At 74.7% G+C, this 17,357-nt stretch carries 18 protein-coding genes; 9 read left to right on the top strand and 9 right to left on the bottom strand.

Annotated features, from left to right (window positions below):
- The first annotated feature begins 9 nt into the window (after positions 1-9).
- Positions 10-210, top strand: a complete 201-nt coding sequence (locus tag ACI79W_RS07450) for a hypothetical protein (RefSeq protein ID WP_456561443.1) — start codon at positions 10-12, stop codon at positions 208-210.
- Positions 207-524: a type II toxin-antitoxin system PemK/MazF family toxin gene (locus ACI79W_RS07445; RefSeq protein ID WP_456561442.1), complete on the top strand. Its 318-nt coding sequence runs from the start codon at positions 207-209 to the stop codon at positions 522-524. The genes ACI79W_RS07450 and ACI79W_RS07445 overlap by 4 nt, the downstream gene beginning before the upstream one ends.
- Here the strand turns inward: ACI79W_RS07445 and ACI79W_RS07440 are convergent.
- The 3 genes from ACI79W_RS07440 to ACI79W_RS07430 all read right to left on the bottom strand — a co-directional run bounded on the left by ACI79W_RS07440 (position 502) and on the right by ACI79W_RS07430 (position 2,871).
- Positions 502-693: a hypothetical protein gene (locus ACI79W_RS07440; RefSeq protein WP_456561441.1), complete on the bottom strand. Its 192-nt coding sequence runs from the start codon at positions 691-693 to the stop codon at positions 502-504. The genes ACI79W_RS07445 and ACI79W_RS07440 overlap by 23 nt on opposite strands.
- Before the next feature lie 83 nt (positions 694-776).
- A complete protein-coding gene (locus tag ACI79W_RS07435) occupies positions 777-2,171 on the bottom strand; it encodes an alpha/beta fold hydrolase (RefSeq protein WP_456561440.1) in 1,395 nt (464 codons plus the stop codon).
- 145 nt (positions 2,172-2,316) lie between these two features.
- Positions 2,317-2,871, bottom strand: a complete 555-nt coding sequence (locus tag ACI79W_RS07430; protein WP_456561439.1) for a DoxX family protein — start codon at positions 2,869-2,871, stop codon at positions 2,317-2,319.
- A gap of 93 nt (positions 2,872-2,964) precedes the next feature.
- Between ACI79W_RS07430 and ACI79W_RS07425 the strand changes: the two genes are divergently transcribed.
- Positions 2,965-3,570, top strand: a complete 606-nt coding sequence (locus ACI79W_RS07425) for a TetR/AcrR family transcriptional regulator (protein ID WP_456561438.1) — start codon at positions 2,965-2,967, stop codon at positions 3,568-3,570.
- Positions 3,571-4,146: 576 nt separating this feature from the next.
- Here ACI79W_RS07425 and ACI79W_RS07420 read toward each other — a convergent pair.
- Entirely contained in the window at positions 4,147-5,766 is a 1,620-nt protein-coding gene (locus ACI79W_RS07420; protein ID WP_456561437.1) for a molybdopterin-dependent oxidoreductase, read from the bottom strand.
- Between the two features lie 466 nt (positions 5,767-6,232).
- On the opposite strand from ACI79W_RS07420, the gene ACI79W_RS07415 reads away from it, so the two are divergent.
- Positions 6,233-7,786, top strand: a complete 1,554-nt coding sequence (locus ACI79W_RS07415) for an MFS transporter (protein ID WP_456561436.1) — start codon at positions 6,233-6,235, stop codon at positions 7,784-7,786.
- A 299-nt stretch (positions 7,787-8,085) separates the two neighbouring features.
- Positions 8,086-8,478 (top strand): GNAT family N-acetyltransferase, encoded by a 393-nt coding sequence (locus tag ACI79W_RS07410; protein WP_456561435.1) that lies wholly within the window; start codon positions 8,086-8,088, stop codon positions 8,476-8,478.
- A gap of 186 nt (positions 8,479-8,664) precedes the next feature.
- Here ACI79W_RS07410 and ACI79W_RS07405 read toward each other — a convergent pair whose 3' ends face one another.
- On the bottom strand, positions 8,665-8,871 hold the full coding sequence (locus ACI79W_RS07405) for a hypothetical protein (RefSeq protein WP_456561434.1): 207 nt from the start codon (positions 8,869-8,871) through the stop codon (positions 8,665-8,667).
- Between the two features lie 71 nt (positions 8,872-8,942).
- On the opposite strand from ACI79W_RS07405, the gene ACI79W_RS07400 reads away from it, so the two are divergent.
- Entirely contained in the window at positions 8,943-9,131 is a 189-nt protein-coding gene (locus ACI79W_RS07400; RefSeq protein ID WP_456561433.1) for a hypothetical protein, read from the top strand.
- Positions 9,132-9,258: 127 nt separating this feature from the next.
- Here the strand turns inward: ACI79W_RS07400 and ACI79W_RS07395 are convergent, their stop codons facing one another.
- On the bottom strand, positions 9,259-9,801 hold the full coding sequence (locus ACI79W_RS07395; RefSeq protein WP_456561432.1) for a hypothetical protein: 543 nt from the start codon (positions 9,799-9,801) through the stop codon (positions 9,259-9,261).
- A 149-nt stretch (positions 9,802-9,950) separates the two neighbouring features.
- On the opposite strand from ACI79W_RS07395, the gene dtd reads away from it, so the two are divergent.
- Entirely contained in the window at positions 9,951-10,382 is a 432-nt protein-coding gene (gene dtd / locus ACI79W_RS07390; protein WP_456561431.1) for a D-aminoacyl-tRNA deacylase, read from the top strand.
- Between the two features lie 280 nt (positions 10,383-10,662).
- Positions 10,663-11,646 carry an RNA polymerase sigma factor SigB gene (gene sigB / locus ACI79W_RS07385; RefSeq protein ID WP_308195289.1) on the top strand — a complete coding sequence of 328 codons (984 nt, stop codon included), beginning with the start codon at positions 10,663-10,665 and terminating at the stop codon, positions 11,644-11,646.
- Between the two features lie 123 nt (positions 11,647-11,769).
- Here the strand turns inward: sigB and ACI79W_RS07380 are convergent, their stop codons facing one another.
- From ACI79W_RS07380 to ACI79W_RS07370, 3 genes are all read right to left on the bottom strand, one after another.
- Positions 11,770-12,423, bottom strand: coding sequence for a class I SAM-dependent methyltransferase (locus ACI79W_RS07380; protein WP_456561430.1), 654 nt, complete (start codon positions 12,421-12,423; stop codon positions 11,770-11,772).
- Positions 12,424-12,546: 123 nt separating this feature from the next.
- Positions 12,547-15,291 carry a bifunctional acetate--CoA ligase family protein/GNAT family N-acetyltransferase gene (locus tag ACI79W_RS07375; protein WP_456561429.1) on the bottom strand — a complete coding sequence of 915 codons (2,745 nt, stop codon included), beginning with the start codon at positions 15,289-15,291 and terminating at the stop codon, positions 12,547-12,549.
- Complete coding sequence (locus ACI79W_RS07370) at positions 15,284-16,465, bottom strand: acetoin utilization protein AcuC (RefSeq protein WP_456561428.1); 1,182 nt, start codon at positions 16,463-16,465, stop codon at positions 15,284-15,286. The genes ACI79W_RS07375 and ACI79W_RS07370 overlap by 8 nt, the downstream gene beginning before the upstream one ends.
- A gap of 156 nt (positions 16,466-16,621) precedes the next feature.
- Here ACI79W_RS07370 and ACI79W_RS07365 point away from each other — a divergent pair, with 156 nt between their 5' ends.
- Positions 16,622-17,347 carry a metal-dependent transcriptional regulator gene (locus ACI79W_RS07365; protein ID WP_456561427.1) on the top strand — a complete coding sequence of 242 codons (726 nt, stop codon included), beginning with the start codon at positions 16,622-16,624 and terminating at the stop codon, positions 17,345-17,347.
- Positions 17,348-17,357 lie beyond the last annotated feature (10 nt).

Raw genomic sequence — 17,357 nt, 5'->3', positions numbered from 1 at the left:
CATCGAGACGTGAACAGGACCATCGGGTTTCGTCCGACGGAGGACGACGAGCGGATCATCCGCGAGGCGATGCGGGACGACGAGCGCACCGCCGACGTCATCCGTCGCGCACTGCGCCTTCTGGATCGCGAGGCGTGGCTCGCGCGAGCGCGGGCCGACGCCGAGCGGCTGGCCGACGAGGACCTGTCCGTCGAGACCGACGACTGGTGATCCGCGGCGCCGTCTACCGGGTCGACCTCGGCGAGGCGCGACGCGGGCACGAGCCACGCGGCCGGCGCTACGGCCTGGTCCTCAGCCCCACGGACATGACCTGGAGCATCGCCACGATCGTCCCGACGTCGACCCGGGCGCAACCAGCTGTCTTCCGGCCCGAGATCGAGCTGGGCGGCGTCCCGACCCGGTTCCTCGTCGACCAGCTGCGCAGCATCGACGTTCGGTTCATCGACGGGGAGCCCGCCTACTTCCTCCACCGCGACGAGCTGGAGGAGGTCGAGGCAGCCGTCACCCGCTATCTCGGCCTCTGACCGGCACTGCTGCCGGGCCCTGACCCGCACGGGCGCCGACGCGGAGGCCGGCTCCGCTGCTTGGACGACGCATGTGCTGGTCCAGCAGCATCCCGATCAGCAGCGCGAGCGGCTCGCGATCGAGCAGTTCGTCGGCGGCGTCGTCCTGGGCGATGCGGAGCACGGGCACGACGAGATGGTGCCCCACGGCGGTCCGGCCGCGATCACCCGCCGCGGAGGCCACAGCCCGGCACGCCAGGAGCCTCCACGGCGTCACAGGCGGTCGAAGGCGGGGGCGTAGTGGAACTCGCCCGCGATGTCGTCGGTCCAGGCGGTCAGCCGGCGGACCTGGAAGTGCACGCCCCATGCCGGGTCGGGAGGACGGACGCCCACCTGGTGGGCCGGCAGGAACCCGAAGCGCGCGTAGTAGCCGGCGTCACCCAGCAGGGCCACACAGGGCTCGCCGAGCGCGTCCGCGGCGGCGAGCACCCCGTGCATGAGGGCCTGTCCGACGCCGCGTCGCTGGTGGGTGGGCAGGACGCCCAGTGGCCCGAGGCCCACGGCAGGGCGGCCCTCGACGTCTCCTCTGCTGCAGAGCACGTGGCCGACCACCTCGCCTGCGAGCTCGGCGACCAGTGAAAGGCCGGGAACGACAGCCCCGTCCTCGCGGAGGGCATCCACGAGGTGTGCCTCTCCCGGGACGCCACCGCCGGGCCGGGCGAAGGCCGCAGCATGGACGGCGCGCACCGCCTCACGGTCCCGGGGCAGCTCACGACGCACGATCACCGGGCCATCGTGAACACGGGATGCGGCCACGGACGATCGGGGTTCCTCGTGCGATCCCCGCCGCAGGACCGGTGCACCGGCCGGCGATGACCGGGGGCGCCGTCCGTCGCTGCGCAGCACGCGCCGGTCGGGGGCCACGACACGAGCGTCCAGCCACCCCCGGAGCTCGTCGGCCAGAGCCACCGGTTGGTCGAGGTGGACGAGGTGACCCGCGCCGTCGACGAGCCGCAACGTCGAGCCGGGGATCGCACGGTGCAGCGCCACCGCCCGGTCAACGGGGATCCAGCCGTCCTCGGTGCCCCAGACGATGTGCACCGGGGCCCCGACGTGCGCCAGCAGCGGGCGGAGCTCGTCGGTGAACCGCTCGTCGGCCTGCGCGATCTGCCGGTAGAAGGCGGGCCGGCCGTCGCTCGTCAGCCACGGCGCAGCGAGTTCGCTGAGCCGGTCCTCGGACACGCCGCGGTGGCTGGCGCTCTGGATGTACGCGCGCAGCGCTCCCTCGTGCACGACCGGGGGTAGCCGGGAGAACACCTCCGCGTTCTCCCGGACCAGGGAGAAGAAGGGCGATCCCCAGGGGCCGAGCGCGACGACGTCCACCAGGAACAGCGAGGCGTACCGGCGGCCGCGGAGCAGGTGGGCACCGAGCGCCACTGCGCCACCGAAGTCGTGCGCCACCACGTGCGGCTCCCGGAGGTCCCACTCCGCGAGGAGGGCGGCGAACAACTCCGCCTGGGTCGCCAGACCCACGGCGTGGGCCGGGTCCTTCGAGGAGAGCCCGTATCCGGGCATGTCCCACAGATACACGGTGAAGTGCCCGCTCAAGGTCTCGGCGAAGGGCGCCCACAGCGCGGACGACCACGGCGTCCCGTGGCAGAAGACCACGGCCGGGCCGGCCCCCGTTCGGGTCCACGCAACCGTCCGACCCCGCCACCGGAATCGCCCGTCGAGGTGCACGGTGGTCCTCCTACTCCTGTCGCCGAGTGAACGCTCGGCACTCACGGAAACGGCGGCCGGTGTGGTGCGCCGCTCAGAGCCTCTCGGGGGCTCGGCGACCCTCCTGCCGTGCCCCCGCCTCGCGCGTCACCTCCTCGGGCGGGTGCCACGACCTCCCGGCCCGCACAGCCGCGTCTCGCCGGCGGTGGGTGGCCCAGACTGCTCCAGCCGCGACGACGTACAGCACCTGCATGCCGGTGCGCAGCGGCAACGCGGTGGCCGGCTCGCCGGCGATCTGCACGTCGGACACCGCCGCATAGACGTTGGCGGGGAACATCGCCACCAGCAGTGCGGCCAGTCCGGCGGCGGACCAGGCAGCGAAGGGTCGCCACAGCAGTCCGGCCGCGCCGACCAGTTCGAGCACTCCGGTGAGTGTCACCAGCAGGTCCGGGGCCGGCAGCGCCGGGGGGACCATCTCGATCAGGTCCTCCCGCAGGCCGACGAAGTGTGAAGCACCGGTCAGCACGAACATGGCGGCCAGACCTCGGCGCAGTGCCGTTGGCCAGCTCACCGCCAGCGAACGCCCGGTCATCGCGTCCAGGACGAGCAGCCCGGCGGTAGCGCCCAGCAGGACGTACAGAGAAGCCACCAGACCCACCTCCAGAGTATCTTGACATTGGAAAGACTGTCGCGATCCCGCGAGCTTGTCAACGTCAAGTTGTCGCACGCTTAGGGTGAGGCCGTGACCGAGCCGCGCCCGTACCACCACGGCGATCTGCGCCGTGAGCTGCTGCGGCAGGCTGCCCGGATGGTCGGCGAGAGCGACGTCGCGCGGGTCAGCCTGCGCGAGCTGGCCCGGCGCGCCGGGGTTTCCCACGCTGCCCCCGCCCATCACTTCGGCGACAAGCGAGGGCTGCTGACCGCACTGGCGGCCGAGGGGTACACCCTGTTGGCCGAGCAGCTGGCCGACGTGTGGGAGCGGACCGGGAGTTTCCTCGAAGTAGGCGTCGCCTACGTCCTGTTCGCCAGGGAGCACCCCGCTCACTTCGAGGTCATGTACCGCCCCGGCCTCTACGACGCCGCCGACGAGGTGGTGGTACGCGCTCGTGGCCGCGCGGCCGCCACCCTCTACGGCGGAGCCGGCACGGAGGTGCGGGACGCCGACGAAGACGCTGTCCGGACAGCTGGGCTGGCCGCGTGGTCACTGGTGCACGGCTTCGCCAGCTTGTGGAACAGCGGCGCCCTGCCCCCCGGGCTCGGGCCGGACCCGGCTGCGGCCGCGCGGCAGGTCGCGGCCGTGCTCTTCACCGACGGTCCCCGGCAGCGCGTGGGCCAGGTCGAGGACTGAGTAGACCCCGGGCGCGTCTTCCGCACCCGGCGCGACCGGTCGGCCGTTGCTGCCTGCCGGGAGGTCGTCATGTCCCAGCTCGCCGCCCGCGCCCGACCGGCCGCGGACCGCCGGCCGTAGAGGACGTCGTGGCGACCGTGACGCTCGGCGGGACGATGACGGAGGACGGCAGGATGGAAGATGCCGCGCCGACTCGGCGACCTCGACGCCGACCCGGATGCGGCCCCTCGATCCCCGGCGTGGAGGTCGACCGCCCACCCGGACCGACGCGTCAGTCACCCCGGCCCGGTCAGCTGCTTCGTCGACGCACGTGCTGGTCCAGCAGCATCGCGATCAGCAGCGGGAGCGGGTCCCGACTCAGCAGCTCGTCGGCGGCGTCGTCCTGGGCGATGCGGAGAGCCGGCACACCGAGATGGTGCCGTAGAGCGGTCCCGCCGCGCCCACCCCCGGACGAGGGGCAGCGTCTCGATGACGAGTTCCTGCGACGTCAGGGACGGAGCGCTGATCGGAGCACCGCTCCTGCGGACGGTGCCGAACGGTCGGAGTGAGTGGTGCGGGTGGGAGCGGTGCGTGTGGTCAGGTGGCTGTGTCGGCGGACCGGGCGGCGACGGGACCGCTGAGCTCCGGATGACGCCAGGCGGCGACACTCCGCGCTGCCCAGCCCGCCCGGGTGACGCCCCGGCCGACCAGCCGGCGCAGGGCCGGACCGGCGGGGCCTCCGCCGACGTGGACGGTGATGGTGTGGAGGCCGCGCACGCCGTGCGGAAAGGGGGTCGTGGTCGTCTCCTCCTGCCACTGGCCGGTGGTCGTGCGGCACCGGACGCGCAACCGGTGCGGACCAGGCGTGGCCGCCCACCGGGCTGCCCACGGCCGCCAGGCGTCCGGGCCGAGGTCGACGCCGAGTATGGCGTCGGTCCACGGGCCGCCGTCGATCTGCAGCTGCACGCGGTCGACGCCGACGGGCGGCGCCCAGGCGTACCCGCGGATCGTGACCTCGTCGGGCTCGATGTGGGCGTGCGGGCCGGGGGCGTCGATGCGGGAGGCCGGGTGCACCGGGTAGGTGCCGTCGGTCCAGCCGCGCGAGCCCCAGTAGGACGGTGGAGGTGTCGCGGTGACGGTGAGGCGCCGCAGCCACTTGAGGTTGCCGTCCTGCCCGTGCCGTCCGGAGACGAGCAGCCGGGCGGGGCTGCCGTGCTCGCGGGGCAGTGGTTGCCCGGCCATGCCGACCGCGAGGAAGCCGTGCCGGCGGGCCGTGTCCAGCGGTAGCACGTTGGTGTAGCCGTCGACGGCCTCGGCGACCAGCCAGCCGTCGTCGTCAGTCACGCCGGCCCGCGGGAGGAGGTCAGCCAGGCCGATGCCGGTCCACCGGGCGCAGCCCATCCGGTCGCCGCCGACGGGGTTGTGCACGCAGATCATCAGCAGATCGCGCTCCTCCAGCGGCAGGGCGAGCAGCTCGCGGAGGGTGAGGGACAGCGGTCGCTCCACCTCGCCGTCCACCTCCAGTCGCCAGGTGCCGAGGTCGGTGCGCGGCTCGGGGACGGTCACGTCGATGACGACCAGTTGGCCGGGTTCGGCCAGCAGCGGGGCGAGGCCCGGCCGCGGTGCCGCGTCGGCGGCAGGCACCGGCGGCAGCGACCGGACGGCGGCCGGCAACGTCACCTGGCCGCGCAGCGCGGCAGTGCCACGGCGACGTGCGCGACGGTCCGCGGCCACGACCGCGCCCGTGGCCGCCGCGGCGGCGGCCAGCACCGCCGGTCGCGGCACCGGCAGCGGGGCGACCACGGCTGCGGCCGCGGCGGTGAGCATGCCGGCGGCCGCGGCGGCGGCGGTGTCCCGGACCGAGGCGTCTCCGCGGCGCAGCGCGAGGTAGCCGCCCAGGGCGTGCGGAGCGGTGGCCACGGCGACGCCCACCAGCGGGCGACGCCCGGCCAGGGTGCCACCCGCGGCGGCGGCGATGCCGCTGGCACCGGCCGCGAGCACCGCCAGGCCCGGCTTGTCGGCTCGGCCGACGAGGGCGACGCCGCCGTCCACCAGCATCGCCGGGGCAGCGTCGACCAGACCGCGGGCCAGACCGGAGGACGGCGAGCGGCCACGGCGCGTGGCGGAAGCGGTGATCTCACCGGCCGCGGCGGCGAGCAGCCCGGCGAGCAGGCCGGTCCGCGCGGGACGTGCAGCGGGGGTGGGGTGGTGGGCCATCCAGGGCTCCTCGGGTGCGCGGTCGGTCGCGGATCATCGGCTCGGTGGGCCGAGGCCGACGCTAGGAGCGGACCGCCGGCGTCACGCCGGGAGAACCGCCGGGATCCCCCGGGCCGGGCCGGTGCTCTGCTGCGGCCCGGCGGCGTCCGCGATGGGCCGGCCGGCCAGCGCCCGGGTGTCAGCGCCGGGGGGTGCGCAGGTGCTCGCCGAAGGCCAGCTGGGTGCGGGCCCCCCGACCCCGCCACGCCGCGGCCCACCGGCGACCCGCCGGCCCCGGCGCGCGCAGCGTCGAGCAGCGCAGCGATCGCCGCGCGTTCAGCATCCCGCCCGACCAGCACGAACGGGACCGTACCGACCCGCGTGGACAGGTCGGTGATCACGATCCCGGCGGTTCTCCCGGCGTGAGCGATCTCGGCGACGGTGACGGTGGCGGCCAGACCCACGGTCCCCACCTGGAGGAGGAGCCATGTCGGCCCACCCCACCATCGAACCGGCGACGCCCGCTCACCAGCACCCGCACGCCTCCGGCCACGGTGGACCCGCCGTCCACGGCGGTGGCGCCGCGCACGCCCACGGCCACCCCATCCACCACGCGCCGGGCCACGCGCCACCGGCCGCGGACGAGCCGCGCCGGCCGTGGACGGTGTTCGTGCTGATGATCGCCGCCCAGTTCATGGTCATCCTGGACGTGTCGGTGGTGAACGTCGCCCTGCCGTCCATCAGCGAGTCCCTCCGCCTGTCGGCCGCGGACTACCAGTGGGCGATCAGCGCCTACGTGCTGCTGTCCGGCGGTCTGCTGCTGCTCGGTGGCCGGATCGCCGATCTGCTCGACCGGCGCCGCGCATTCCTCGCCGGCATCGCCCTGTTCACCGCCGCATCCCTGGTCAGCGGACTGGCGCAGACCCCGCTCACGCTCATCGGAGCCCGGGCGGCGCAGGGCGCCGGTGCGGCACTGCTCACCCCGGCCGCCTTGTCGATCATCATGACCGCCTACGCCGGCAAGCAGCGGCAGACCGCGCTCGCGGTGTGGGGCACCGTCGGCAGCCTCGGCATCGCCGCCGGTGTGCTCTTCGGCGGGGCGCTGACCGGCGCGCTCGGCTGGCGGGCGGTGTTCTTCATCAACGTGCCGATCGGCATCGCCGTCCTGCTCGGCACCCTGCGGGCCGTGGCCCGCGGCGACTCCAGGACCGGCGCGCTGGGCCGCCTGGACGTTCGCGGCGCGCTCCCCCTGGTCGGCGGGCTGCTGGCCCTGGTGTCCGGCATCGAGGCCACCCGCTCGGCCGGCTGGGCCGCCCCCCGCACCTGGCTGGCGCTGGCCGCCGCCGCCGCTCTGCTCACGACGTTCGCCCGGCTCGAGCAACGCGCCGCCGACCCGCTGATCCCGCCGGCCACCTGGCGGATGCGGTCGCTGGTGTCCGCCTCGGCGGTGATGGCCGGCGTCACCGGTGTGGTGGTCGGCGCCATCTTCCTGAGCTCGCTGTACCTGCAGGCCGTCGTGGGGTCCTCGCCGGTCGTCGCCGGGCTGCAGTTCCTGCCGCTGGCCACCGCGATCACCCTCGCCGCCGCCGCCGCGTCGAAGGTCATCGGCCACCTCGGCGCCCGCACCCTCGTCCTCGGCGGGCTGGTCGTGATGGCCGCCGGGGTGCTGCTGCTGGCCACGAGCGCCGGTGGCACCTCCTACGCCGCTGACGTGCTGCCCGGGTTCCTGCTCGTCGGTGCCGGCGTCGGCCCGATGTTCGTGGCCATCGCCGTCGCGGCGATGAGCGACGTGCCGGCCGAGCGCTCCGGTCTGGCCTCCGGGCTGATGATGACCGGCCACGAGATCGGCGCCGCCCTCGGCGTCGCCGCGCTCACCGCCGTCGCCGGCGACCTCGCCACCTCGACGGGGCTCATCGACGGCTACGGCCGAGCGTTCGCCGCCACCGCCGGCATCCTCGCCGCGCTGTTCGTGCTCACCGCGCTCGCCGTTCCCGGCGGCAAGCCCCCCGCCGGCACCGCCGGCCACGGGCACGGGCACTGACGCCCACCCGCGCAGATCCAGGCGATCTCCCGGTGAGAGGTACCCACCGCGGCGCCGACGCTCGTCACCGAACGCCCCACCCGCTGCTCATCGAGGAGTTCCCATGCTGTCCGGCACGCCCCGCACGTTCGTCGGCGCCACCACCTCGCCGCCCGCCCGCCACGCCGCCCGGCTCGACGTGCTCACCGCCGTCGCCACCCGGTGACCACCCGGCGCCGGGCCGACTGCACCCGGGCCCGGCACCGGCACCACCTGCCGCGGCCCGTCGGGCGTCCACCCGGTCCACCCCGCATCGCAGGATGCCGACCACGAGCCGCTGCCCGCGCCCCGCCGCAACGCCCTCGCCACGACGACCCCGCCCGTCGCGGTCCGGCGGGCCGCACCCGCCGGCTGCTCCGCCGCCCGGAGGTCATCGTGCTGCTCGCCGAGCGCGCCGGACAGGCCGTCGGCCACGTCTCCGCCCCTCCCGGCTGCACCCGCGGACCGGCGACGACGTCCTCGACCTCGACGACCTCCACGTCCGCCCCGGCCACCGCGACGCCGGCGTCGGCCGACAGCTCATGGCCGCCCTCGCCGCTCCTGCCGAGCCCGACCAGCTGCTCATCCGCTGGGGGGTGGAGGTCGAGAACGCCGACGCCCAGCGCTTCTACCGCCGCCTCACGTCTGCCCGCCCCCTGCCGGAGGACCGATGACGCTCCACACGCGCCCCGCCACGGCCGGCGACCTCCCGGCCGCGGCCGGCTCCTCGCCGACGCCTTCACCGACTCCCCCTGGACGCGCTGGACCGTCGCCGCCGACGACCACGACCGGCGGCTGACCGCGCTGCAGGAGCTGTACCTCACCGCCGTCGCCCTGCCCCACGGGCGCGTCGACCTCGGCTACACCGCCGAGCGCCTGACGACGGTCGCCGTCTGGCTGCCCGGCACCGCCGTCCCCGACCAGGTGTGGCGCGGGATCGGGCCGACGGTCGCCGACCTGGCCGGTGACCGCGCGGCCGCAGTGGCGGCCGCCGAGGAGTTGCTCGCCCCCATCGCCCCGGTGGCGAACACCTGCTGCTGGCCGGCGTCGGCGTGGACAGCAGCCACCAAGGGCAGGGCTTGGGAGCAGTCGCGCCCTCGCACCGCGGCTCACCCGCGCCGATCGACACGGGCTGCCGGTGCACCTGGGGACCAGCGCCGCGCGCAACGTGCGCTCCTACCAGCGCCTCGGCTCGTCCGTCACCACCGCCGTCGACCGGCCCGACGGCGGTCCACGCACCTGGCTGATGCACCGTGCGCCACGCCCGGCCGACGCGGACCGCCGCCCACGCCTGCACCAGGCGCTGGTGCACCTCGAGCCGGCCTGAGGGGCGGTCGGCGTCCGGGTCACCGGGTAGCCCGCAGGCCCGCCCGGCCGCCGGCTGCACCGTGGTCCTCCCCCAGGACGGTGGTGCCGCACGCAGGGGGCGGCACCACCACCGTGGCCGACGGGGGTCAGTCGCGGTGCGACCCTCCGCGCCCGCGGGGGCCTCCGTTCTCGTCGGCCACCCGTACGGCCACCCGCTCCTCCAGGTCGGCGAGGCGCTCGTCGGCCTCCTCCTGCGTGAGGTCGCCGGCCTCGACGGCCTGGGCGAGGCGTTCCTGCTGCGCCGTCACGAGCGCCTCGACGAGGGTGTCGACTGCCACGCCCTGCTGCTCGGCGACGTCGGCCAGCGAGGTGCCCTCGGTGGCCAGCGCCTCCCGCAGCTCGTCCTCGGTCAGGTCGAGTGCCGTCGCAGCCGCGGCGAGGTCCAGCCGGCCTCCGTGTCCGTGGCCGTGACCGCCGCCGAGACCGCTCTCGGCCAGGGTCGCGGCCACCTCGTCGGCCTGGGCCCCGGTGAGCGAGCCGTCGTCGACCAGCCCGGTCAGGGCATCCCGGATCCGGTCCTCGCGGGTGGTCGAGGCCTCGCCGTCGGCCAGCGCCGGGACCGCGACCGCCAGCCCTCCGCCCAGCGCCAGCGCCCCGGCGGTCGTGGCGATGATCAGTTTTCTCCGCACGTTCCCCTCCTCGGTCCGGGCCGACCCGTCGTGACCGGCCCGGCAGCAGCCTCGGCGCACCTGCTGTGGTGGACCTGTGCGCCGACCGGGCAGGTGGCTGTGAGCTGGCCGGCCTGCGCGGCCGCCGCACCCTCGGGGAGGATGCCGTGGTGAGAGCGGTGGTGAGCCGGGTCGCTGCAGCGGCTGTAACGGTCGACGGTGCGGTTGTCGGCGAGATCGGGCCGGGCCTGCTGTCACTGGTCGGGGTGGGCCGGGACGACGACGACGCCCGGGCGCGCGCGATGGCCCGCAAGATCCACGAGCTGCGCGTCTTCGCCGGGCCCGACGGGGCCGTCTCGGCGTCCGACCTCGGTCTCCCGGTGCTCGTCGTCAGCCAGTTCACCCTCTACGCCGACACGCGGAAGGGCCGGCGGCCGTCGTGGCAGGACGCCGCCCCGGGCGAGCTGGCCGAGCCGCTGGTCGAGGAGGTCGTCGCCGAGCTCCGCCGCCGGGGCGCGATCGTGGCCACCGGGGTCTTCGGCGCCAGCATGCGGGTCTCGTCGGTCAACGAGGGCCCGATGACCCTGCTCCTGGAGGTCTGAACCGCCGGCGCCCGTCACGCGAATGACATGTCTGGGAGTCTCGGGCCCCGGGTACCGACGGGTGACCGAAGACACTCCCTGCCGGTTTGCTGTGAACGACCGGATCGCGGAACACCGGACCCCTCAGTGGCCGTTGTGCAGGGCGTACCACACCGGACAGAGAAGAGCGGGACCGGCCGGTGACCCCGTGACCGTGGCCCCGCTCCACGCCTGGATGGCACCGCCGCCCATCGACGCCCGGCGGGTGCATCCGAAACCAAGGCAAGGACGAAGACCCATCGTGACGCTGCTGCAGTCCTCCACCGACACCCTGGACGTGCGCACCCCCCGTCGGGAGCCCGACACCAGCGGTCTGGTCTCCACCGACCTGGTGCGCGTCTACCTCAACACCATCGGCAAGACCGCTCTGCTCACCGCGGAGCAAGAGGTGGAGCTGGCCAAGCGGATCGAGGCCGGTCTCTACGCCGAGCGGCTGCTCGCCGAGCAGGAGGGCCTCACCCCCGCCCGCAAGCGCGACTACAAGATCCTCGCCACCGACGGCAAGGCGGCCAAGGCCCACCTGCTGGAGGCCAACCTGCGGTTGGTCGTCTCGGTGGCCAAGCGCTACACCGGCCACGGCATGACGTTCCTGGACCTCATCCAGGAGGGCAACGTCGGCCTGATCCGCGCCGTCGAGAAGTTCGACTACACCAAGGGCTTCAAGTTCTCGACCTACGCCACCTGGTGGATCCGGCAGGCGATCACCCGGGCGATGGCTGACTCCGGGCGCACCATCCGGCTGCCCGTCCACCTGGCCGAGCAGGTCAACAAGGTGGTCCGCACCCGCCGGCGCATGCACCAGGAGCTCGAGCGGGAGCCCACCGCCGAGGAGCTGGGCCTGGAGCTGGACCTGCCCGAGGAGCGGATCACCGAGCTGCTCGAGTACAGCCGCGACCTGGTCAGCCTCGACCAGACCGTCGGTGCCGACGAGGAGTCCCGTCTCGGTGACTTCATCGAGGACGCCGACGCCGCCGTCGCCGAGGACGCCGTCGCCTTCCAGATGATGAAGGGCGACGTGCGCAACGTCCTCTCCACGCTCGAGGACCGCGAGCGCGACGTCGTCGTGCTCCGCTTCGGCCTGGACGGCGGCCAGCCCCGGACGCTCGAGCAGATCGGCAAGCAGTTCGGTCTCTCCCGCGAGCGGGTGCGGCAGATCGAGCGCGAGACGATGGCCAAGCTGCGCGACCCGCAGCGCGCCGACGCCCTGCGCGACTACCTCGCCTGACACGCGGCACCGCAGATCGGCGCGAGCAGCCGATCGGCACGAGGGCCCGTCACCACCCGGTGGCGGGCCCTCGTCGTCACGAGAGCCGACCATGATCAGGGAGCGATCATGGAGCGTCCTCCCTCACCGTCGGCGCCGAGGGAGGACGCTGCCAGGTGAGGGAGGACGGTGAGCCCCGCCTGCCGAGCGCAGCCGCAGGCGGTACCACTGCGGCGAGGTCCGGTTCAGGGGCCAGCCCAGCCCCGCGGTGTCGGCCTGCTCGACCGAGAGCACGTCCCACCCGGCGAACGCGGCCTCGACCTCGGCACGGGACGCGCCGCCGACGGACCAGCGCATGCACGTAGGGCCGAAGGCGAGCACCAGCAGCGTCGCGCCGGCGTTCGCGAGCGCCGAGACGCCGGCGCCCTCTGCCCGCCGCCCGGCCGCGTCCAGACCCTGGAAGCAGCCGACGTCGAGGAAGAGGTCGAAGGTGCCCAGGCCAGCCGCGGGCAGGTCCGTCACGTCGCCCACCACGAACCGCGCTCCGGGGACGGCGCCACGCCGGGCCGCCTCGATCGCCCGCGGCACGGCGTCGATGCCCACTGCCTCCCATCCCCGGCGCGCGAGCTGACGGGTGTACACGCCGCGCCCGCAGCCCAGGTCCAGCGCTCGCCCGGGCGGGGTGGGGCGGTCTGCCTCCTCCCGCGCCAGCAGGGCCCGGATCCTCGCGGCGGCCGCGACGGCATACCGCTCCCACGGTGCGAAACCCACGCGGTAGGCAAAGGCGTACCTGGTCATCGCCGACCTCCGGTTGCACGGCAGACCCGTCCCGGGGGGCTCAGCAGGCCCGCCCCTCGCTGACCAGCACCCGACGCGCGGTGCCGACGACCCGGGGCCGCACGCCCGGCCGGTCCCGCGGCGCTACACCGGGCTGCGCATGCGCCGGGGGCCCGGGTCGACGCGGGCGGTGGGCGGGCCGACCACCCCGGTGCCGCCGGCGACGACCAGCGAGCGGCCGCCGTGCCACGGGTTGGCGGGGCCCACGATGACCGGCTCCAGCGTCAGCCGCAGCACCTCGGGCAGGTCGTCGGCCAGCCGGGCCACCCGCAGCAGCAGGTCCTCCAGCGCGGCGAGGTCGACCGGCTCCGAGCCGCGGTAGCCGTTCAGCAGCGGGAACGCCCGCGGCGAGCGCACCAGCTCGGCGGCGTCCAGGTCGGTCAGCGGCAGCGTGCGGTAGGCGCGGTCCCCCAGCAGATCGGTGGCGACACCGCCGAGCCCGAAGCTGACCAGGGCGCCGAACGACGGGTCGTCGACGATCTCCACGACGGTGGCGACGCCGGGTGCCGCCATCTCCTGCACGATCACCGGGTCGCCGGACGGGATCGCGCCGAACGCCGTGCGCACCGCCTCGGCGTCGGTCAGGTCCAGCCGCACCCCGCCCAGGTCGGACCGGTGCCGCAGCCACGGCGCCGTGGACTTCAGCACCACCGGGTACCCGATCGCCTCCGCGGCGGCCACCGCCGCCTCCGCGTCGGTGACCGTGCGGGTGCCCAGCAGCGGGATGCCGTAGGCGGCCAGCAGCCCGATCAGCTCGTCGTCGGTGAGCTCACGCCCGCCCGGCGCCCCCGCGAGCGCGGCCCGCACGATGCGCTCGGCAGCGGCCTCGTCGACGTCGGGCAGCTCCGGCACCTCGCCGACCGGGCGGCGACGCCACTGCGCATACTCGCACGCCTTGGCCAGGGCGATCACCGCCCGCTCCGGCGTGCTGTACGACGGGACAGACCCGCGCGCGGGCATGCCGTCCTCGTCGACGACGGAGAGCTCGGGCGGGATCCCCTCCGTGGAGAGGAAGCTCGCCACGATCGGCTTGGACGAGCGCACCGAGACCTCCCGCAACGCGGGCCCGTACTCCTGCGAGCCCGCCATCAGCGGTGGCAGGAAGACCGCGACGACGGCGTCGACGTCCTCGTCGTCCACGGCGGCCTGCAGCGCCGAGCGGAACTCCTCGGGGCTCCCCGCGACACCGATGTCCACCGGCGCGGCCTGCGCCAGCTCCATCCCCTCCTCGAGGACGGCGTCGGCGACGAGCACCCCGATCGCGGTGGAGTTGCCGACGACCGCGACCCGGCTCCCGGCCGGCAGCGGCTGGTGGGCCAGCAGCATGCCGACGTCGAACAGCTGCGCCACGGTGTCCACGCGGATCACCCCGGCCGAGGCGAACAGCGCCGCCACCGACTGCTCGGGGACCGCCACCGACGTCCCGGCCAGCCCTGGGGTGACCCCGACGTGCCGGCCGCTCTTCACCGCGACCACCGGCTTGGTGCGCCCCACCGTGCGGGCGAGCCGGGCGAACTTGCGCGGGTTGCCGAAGCTCTCCAGGTGCAGCAGCACCACCTCGGTGCCCGCGTCGGTCGCCCAGTACTGCAGCAGGTCGTTCCCGCTGACATCGGCGCGGTTGCCGGCCGAGACGAACGTCGACAGCCCGATACCGCGGCTGCGGGCGCGTTCCAGCAGGGCCACGCCGAGCGCTCCGGACTGCGCGAAGAAGCCGACCCGGCCGCGCCCGGGCACCATCGGGGCGAGGCTGGCGTTCAGCCGCACCTCCGGGTCGGTGTTCACCACACCCAGGCAGTTGGGCCCGACCACCCGCATGCCCGAGGCCCGGGCCGCGGCGACCAGCCGGCGTTCGGCCTCCCGCCCCTCCGGCCCGGACTCGCCGAAACCGCCGGAGATGACCACGAGACCGCGGACCCGCTTGCGGCGGCACGCCTCGACCACCCCCGCCACCTCGTCGGCCGGCACGGCGAGGACCGCCAGGTCGAGGTCGTCGGGGATGGATTCGATGTCGGCGTAGGCGGGGACGCCGCGGACGTGCCGGGCGCCGGGGTTCACCGGGTACACCGGCCCGCGGAAGCCGTAGTCCAGCAGGTGCCGGAGCACCGCGTTGCCGATCTTGCCGTCGTCGTTGCTGGCCCCGACCACGGCGACCGAGGACGGGGTCAGCAGCCGGGCGATCGACCGCGATTCGCTGCGCTGCTCGCGCTCGTAGGCGACCGCGAGCGCATCCTCGGTCTGCTCGATGGGGAAGGTCAGGTGGACGACGCCGTCCTCGTAGCTGCGCTCGGCCTTGTACCCGGCGTCGCGGAAGACCCGCACCATCCGGCTGTTCTGCGCGAGCACCTCGGCGACGAAGCGCTTGATGCCCCGCTCGCGGGCCGCAGCGGCGAGGTGCTCGAGCAGCACCGAGCCCAGCCCCCGTCCCTGGTGGGCGTCCTCGACGAGGAAGGCGACCTCGGCGTCGTCCGTGCCCGGGTACCGGTCGTAGCGGCCGACGGCGATGACCTGGTCGCCCAGGAGCACGACGAACGCCACCCGTGAGTCGTGGTCGACGTGGGTGAACCGGTGCAGGTCGCGCTCGGACAGCCGCTTCATCGGCCCGAAGAACCGGTAGTAGCGGGTCTGGTCGCTGCTGCGCTCCATCAGGCCGTTGAGGCCGTCGGCGTCCTCGGGGCAGATCGGGCGCAGGTGCACGGTGCCGCCGTCGGCGGCGACGATGTCGGCCTCCCAGCCCGGCGGCGGCGCGGGGTTCTCCTGCGTCGGTGGCCCCTCACCCGGGGCCCGCTGCGGGCCTGCGAGCTGTGAGGAGAGGGGTCCTTCTTCAATCACGGGGATCGTCCGGGTCGAGGCCGAAGTAGGGGAAGCTGGCGCGGCGGGTGCGCATGATCGCCCGGTCGACGCGGGACTCGGTGAAGGCGTCCCAGCGCGAGAAGCCGGTGTACCCGCCCTCGGTCATGTGCGTCGGCGGCCGGGCGCGCAGGCCGCGGCGCAGCACGTCCTCCCGCCACGACTCGGGGATCTCGGTGGCCGGGTCGAGCTTCATGCCGCCCACCTCGGCGATCAGGTGGGTCCACGCCCGCGGCACGCAGCGCACCAGGCCGTACCCGCCGCCACCGAGGGCGATCCAGCGCCCGTCGCAGATCTCGTGGGCCAGCTCGTGCATGGCCTTGTAGCTGGCGCGCTGCCCGTCGACGGTGAGCGCGAGGTCGGCCAGCGGGTCCTCGTGGTGGGCGTCGCAGCCGCACTGGGTCACGATGATCTGCGGCTGGAACGCCTTGAGCACGCTGGGGACGACGGCGGTGAACGCCCGCAGCCAGGACGAGTCGTCGGTGCCGTTGGGCAGGGCCAGGTTCACCGCGCTGCCCAGGGCCTTGCCGGGGTCGCCGGTCTCCTCCGGGAAGCCGGTTCCCGGGAAGAGCGTCAGCGGCGTCTGGTGGATGCTGACCGTGAGCACCCGGGGGTCGTCGTAGAAGGCCGCCTGGACGCCGTCGCCGTGGTGCACGTCGAGGTCGACGTAGGCGATCCGCTCGTAGCCCTGCCCGAGCAGCCAGGCGATGGCGACGGCGGCGTCGTTGAAGACGCAGAACCCCGAGGCCGACCCGCGCATCGCGTGGTGCAGGCCCCCGGAGATGTTGACGGCGTGCTGCGCGGCGCCGCTGTGCACCTGCTGGGCGGCGAGCACGCTGCCGCCGGTGATCAGGGCTGCCGCCTCGTACATCTCCGGGAAGATCGGGTTGTCCGCGGTGCCGAGGCCGTGGCCGACCCCCGGGTCGGCCGGCGCCTGGCGCACCGCCTCCAGGTACAGCGGGTCGTGCACGAGGGTGAGCAGGTCCTCGCCGGCCGGTTCGGGCTTGAGGACCTGCAGCCGGTCGGACGCCAGCAGGCCCAGCCCGTCGGCCAGGCGCATGGTCAGGTCGAGCCGGACCGGGTGCAGCGGGTGGTCACCGCCCATCGTGTAGCCGAGCAGCGCGTCGTCCCAGACGACCGCGACCGAGTCGCTCACGGGCACCTCCCCTCCCGGCGCGCCCGGCCGGGCGCGGTGGCTCGATCGGGACGCTACCGGGTCCCGTGGTGCCCGGTGCGTCGGCGAGACCACCCGCGGGCGGGCCGGTCGAGACCCCCCGGCCCCGTAGACTGGCCGCCGACACGGAGGAGACCTGTGAACGACCTCATCGACACCACCGAGATGTACCTCCGGACGATCTTCGAGCTGGAGGAAGAGGGCATCGTCCCGCTCCGGGCCCGCATCGCCGAGCGGCTGCACCAGAGCGGCCCGACGGTGAGCCAGACGGTCGCCCGCATGGAGCGCGACGGCCTGCTCACCGTCGAGGGCGACCGGCACCTGCAGCTGTCCGAGGAGGGGCGCCAGCTCGCCACCGCGGTCATGCGCAAGCACCGGCTCGCCGAGTGCCTGCTCGTGGACGTCATCGGCCTGGACTACGCCGACGTCCACGAGGAGGCCTGCCGCTGGGAGCACGTGATGAGCGAGGCGGTCGAGCGCCGCCTGCTGTCGCTGCTCGGCAACCCCACGGTGTCGCCGTTCGGCAACCCGATCCCCGGGCTGGAGGCCCTGCGCGGCGACGAGCCGCTGGGCGGCGAGACCTCCGCGGTGCTGGACTCGCTGACGCTGCTGTCGACCACCGCCACCGCCGAGGGCCGCCCGGTGGTGATCCGCCGCATCAGCGAGCAGCTGCAGGAGAACGCCGGGCTGCTGCGCGCGCTGGCCGACCACGGGGTGCGACCGGGCGTGACCATGACCGCGCAGCTGGTCGAGGGGTCGGTGAGCCTCGACGGGTACGTGCTGCCGATCGGCGTGGCCCAGCACATGTTCGTCAGCGCCACCGACGAGGAGCTGACCCCGCTCGAGGCCGCACCGCTCCTCTAGCCGGCCGGGA

This window comes from Blastococcus sp. SYSU DS0533, assembly GCF_054050775.1.
This window is presented reverse-complemented; position numbering and strand designations above follow the sequence as displayed.

What these genes read in the sequence shown, in the direction of transcription:
- ACI79W_RS07380 (WP_456561430.1), bottom strand. Translation starts at nt 12,423, where the DNA reads ATGACCAGGTACGCCTTTGCCTACCGCGTGGGTTTCGCACCGTGGGAG.
- ACI79W_RS07410 (WP_456561435.1), top strand. Translation starts at nt 8,086, where the DNA reads ATGCCGACCACGAGCCGCTGCCCGCGCCCCGCCGCAACGCCCTCGCCA.
- ACI79W_RS07415 (WP_456561436.1), top strand. Translation starts at nt 6,233, where the DNA reads ATGTCGGCCCACCCCACCATCGAACCGGCGACGCCCGCTCACCAGCAC.
- ACI79W_RS07420 (WP_456561437.1), bottom strand. Translation starts at nt 5,766, where the DNA reads ATGGCCCACCACCCCACCCCCGCTGCACGTCCCGCGCGGACCGGCCTG.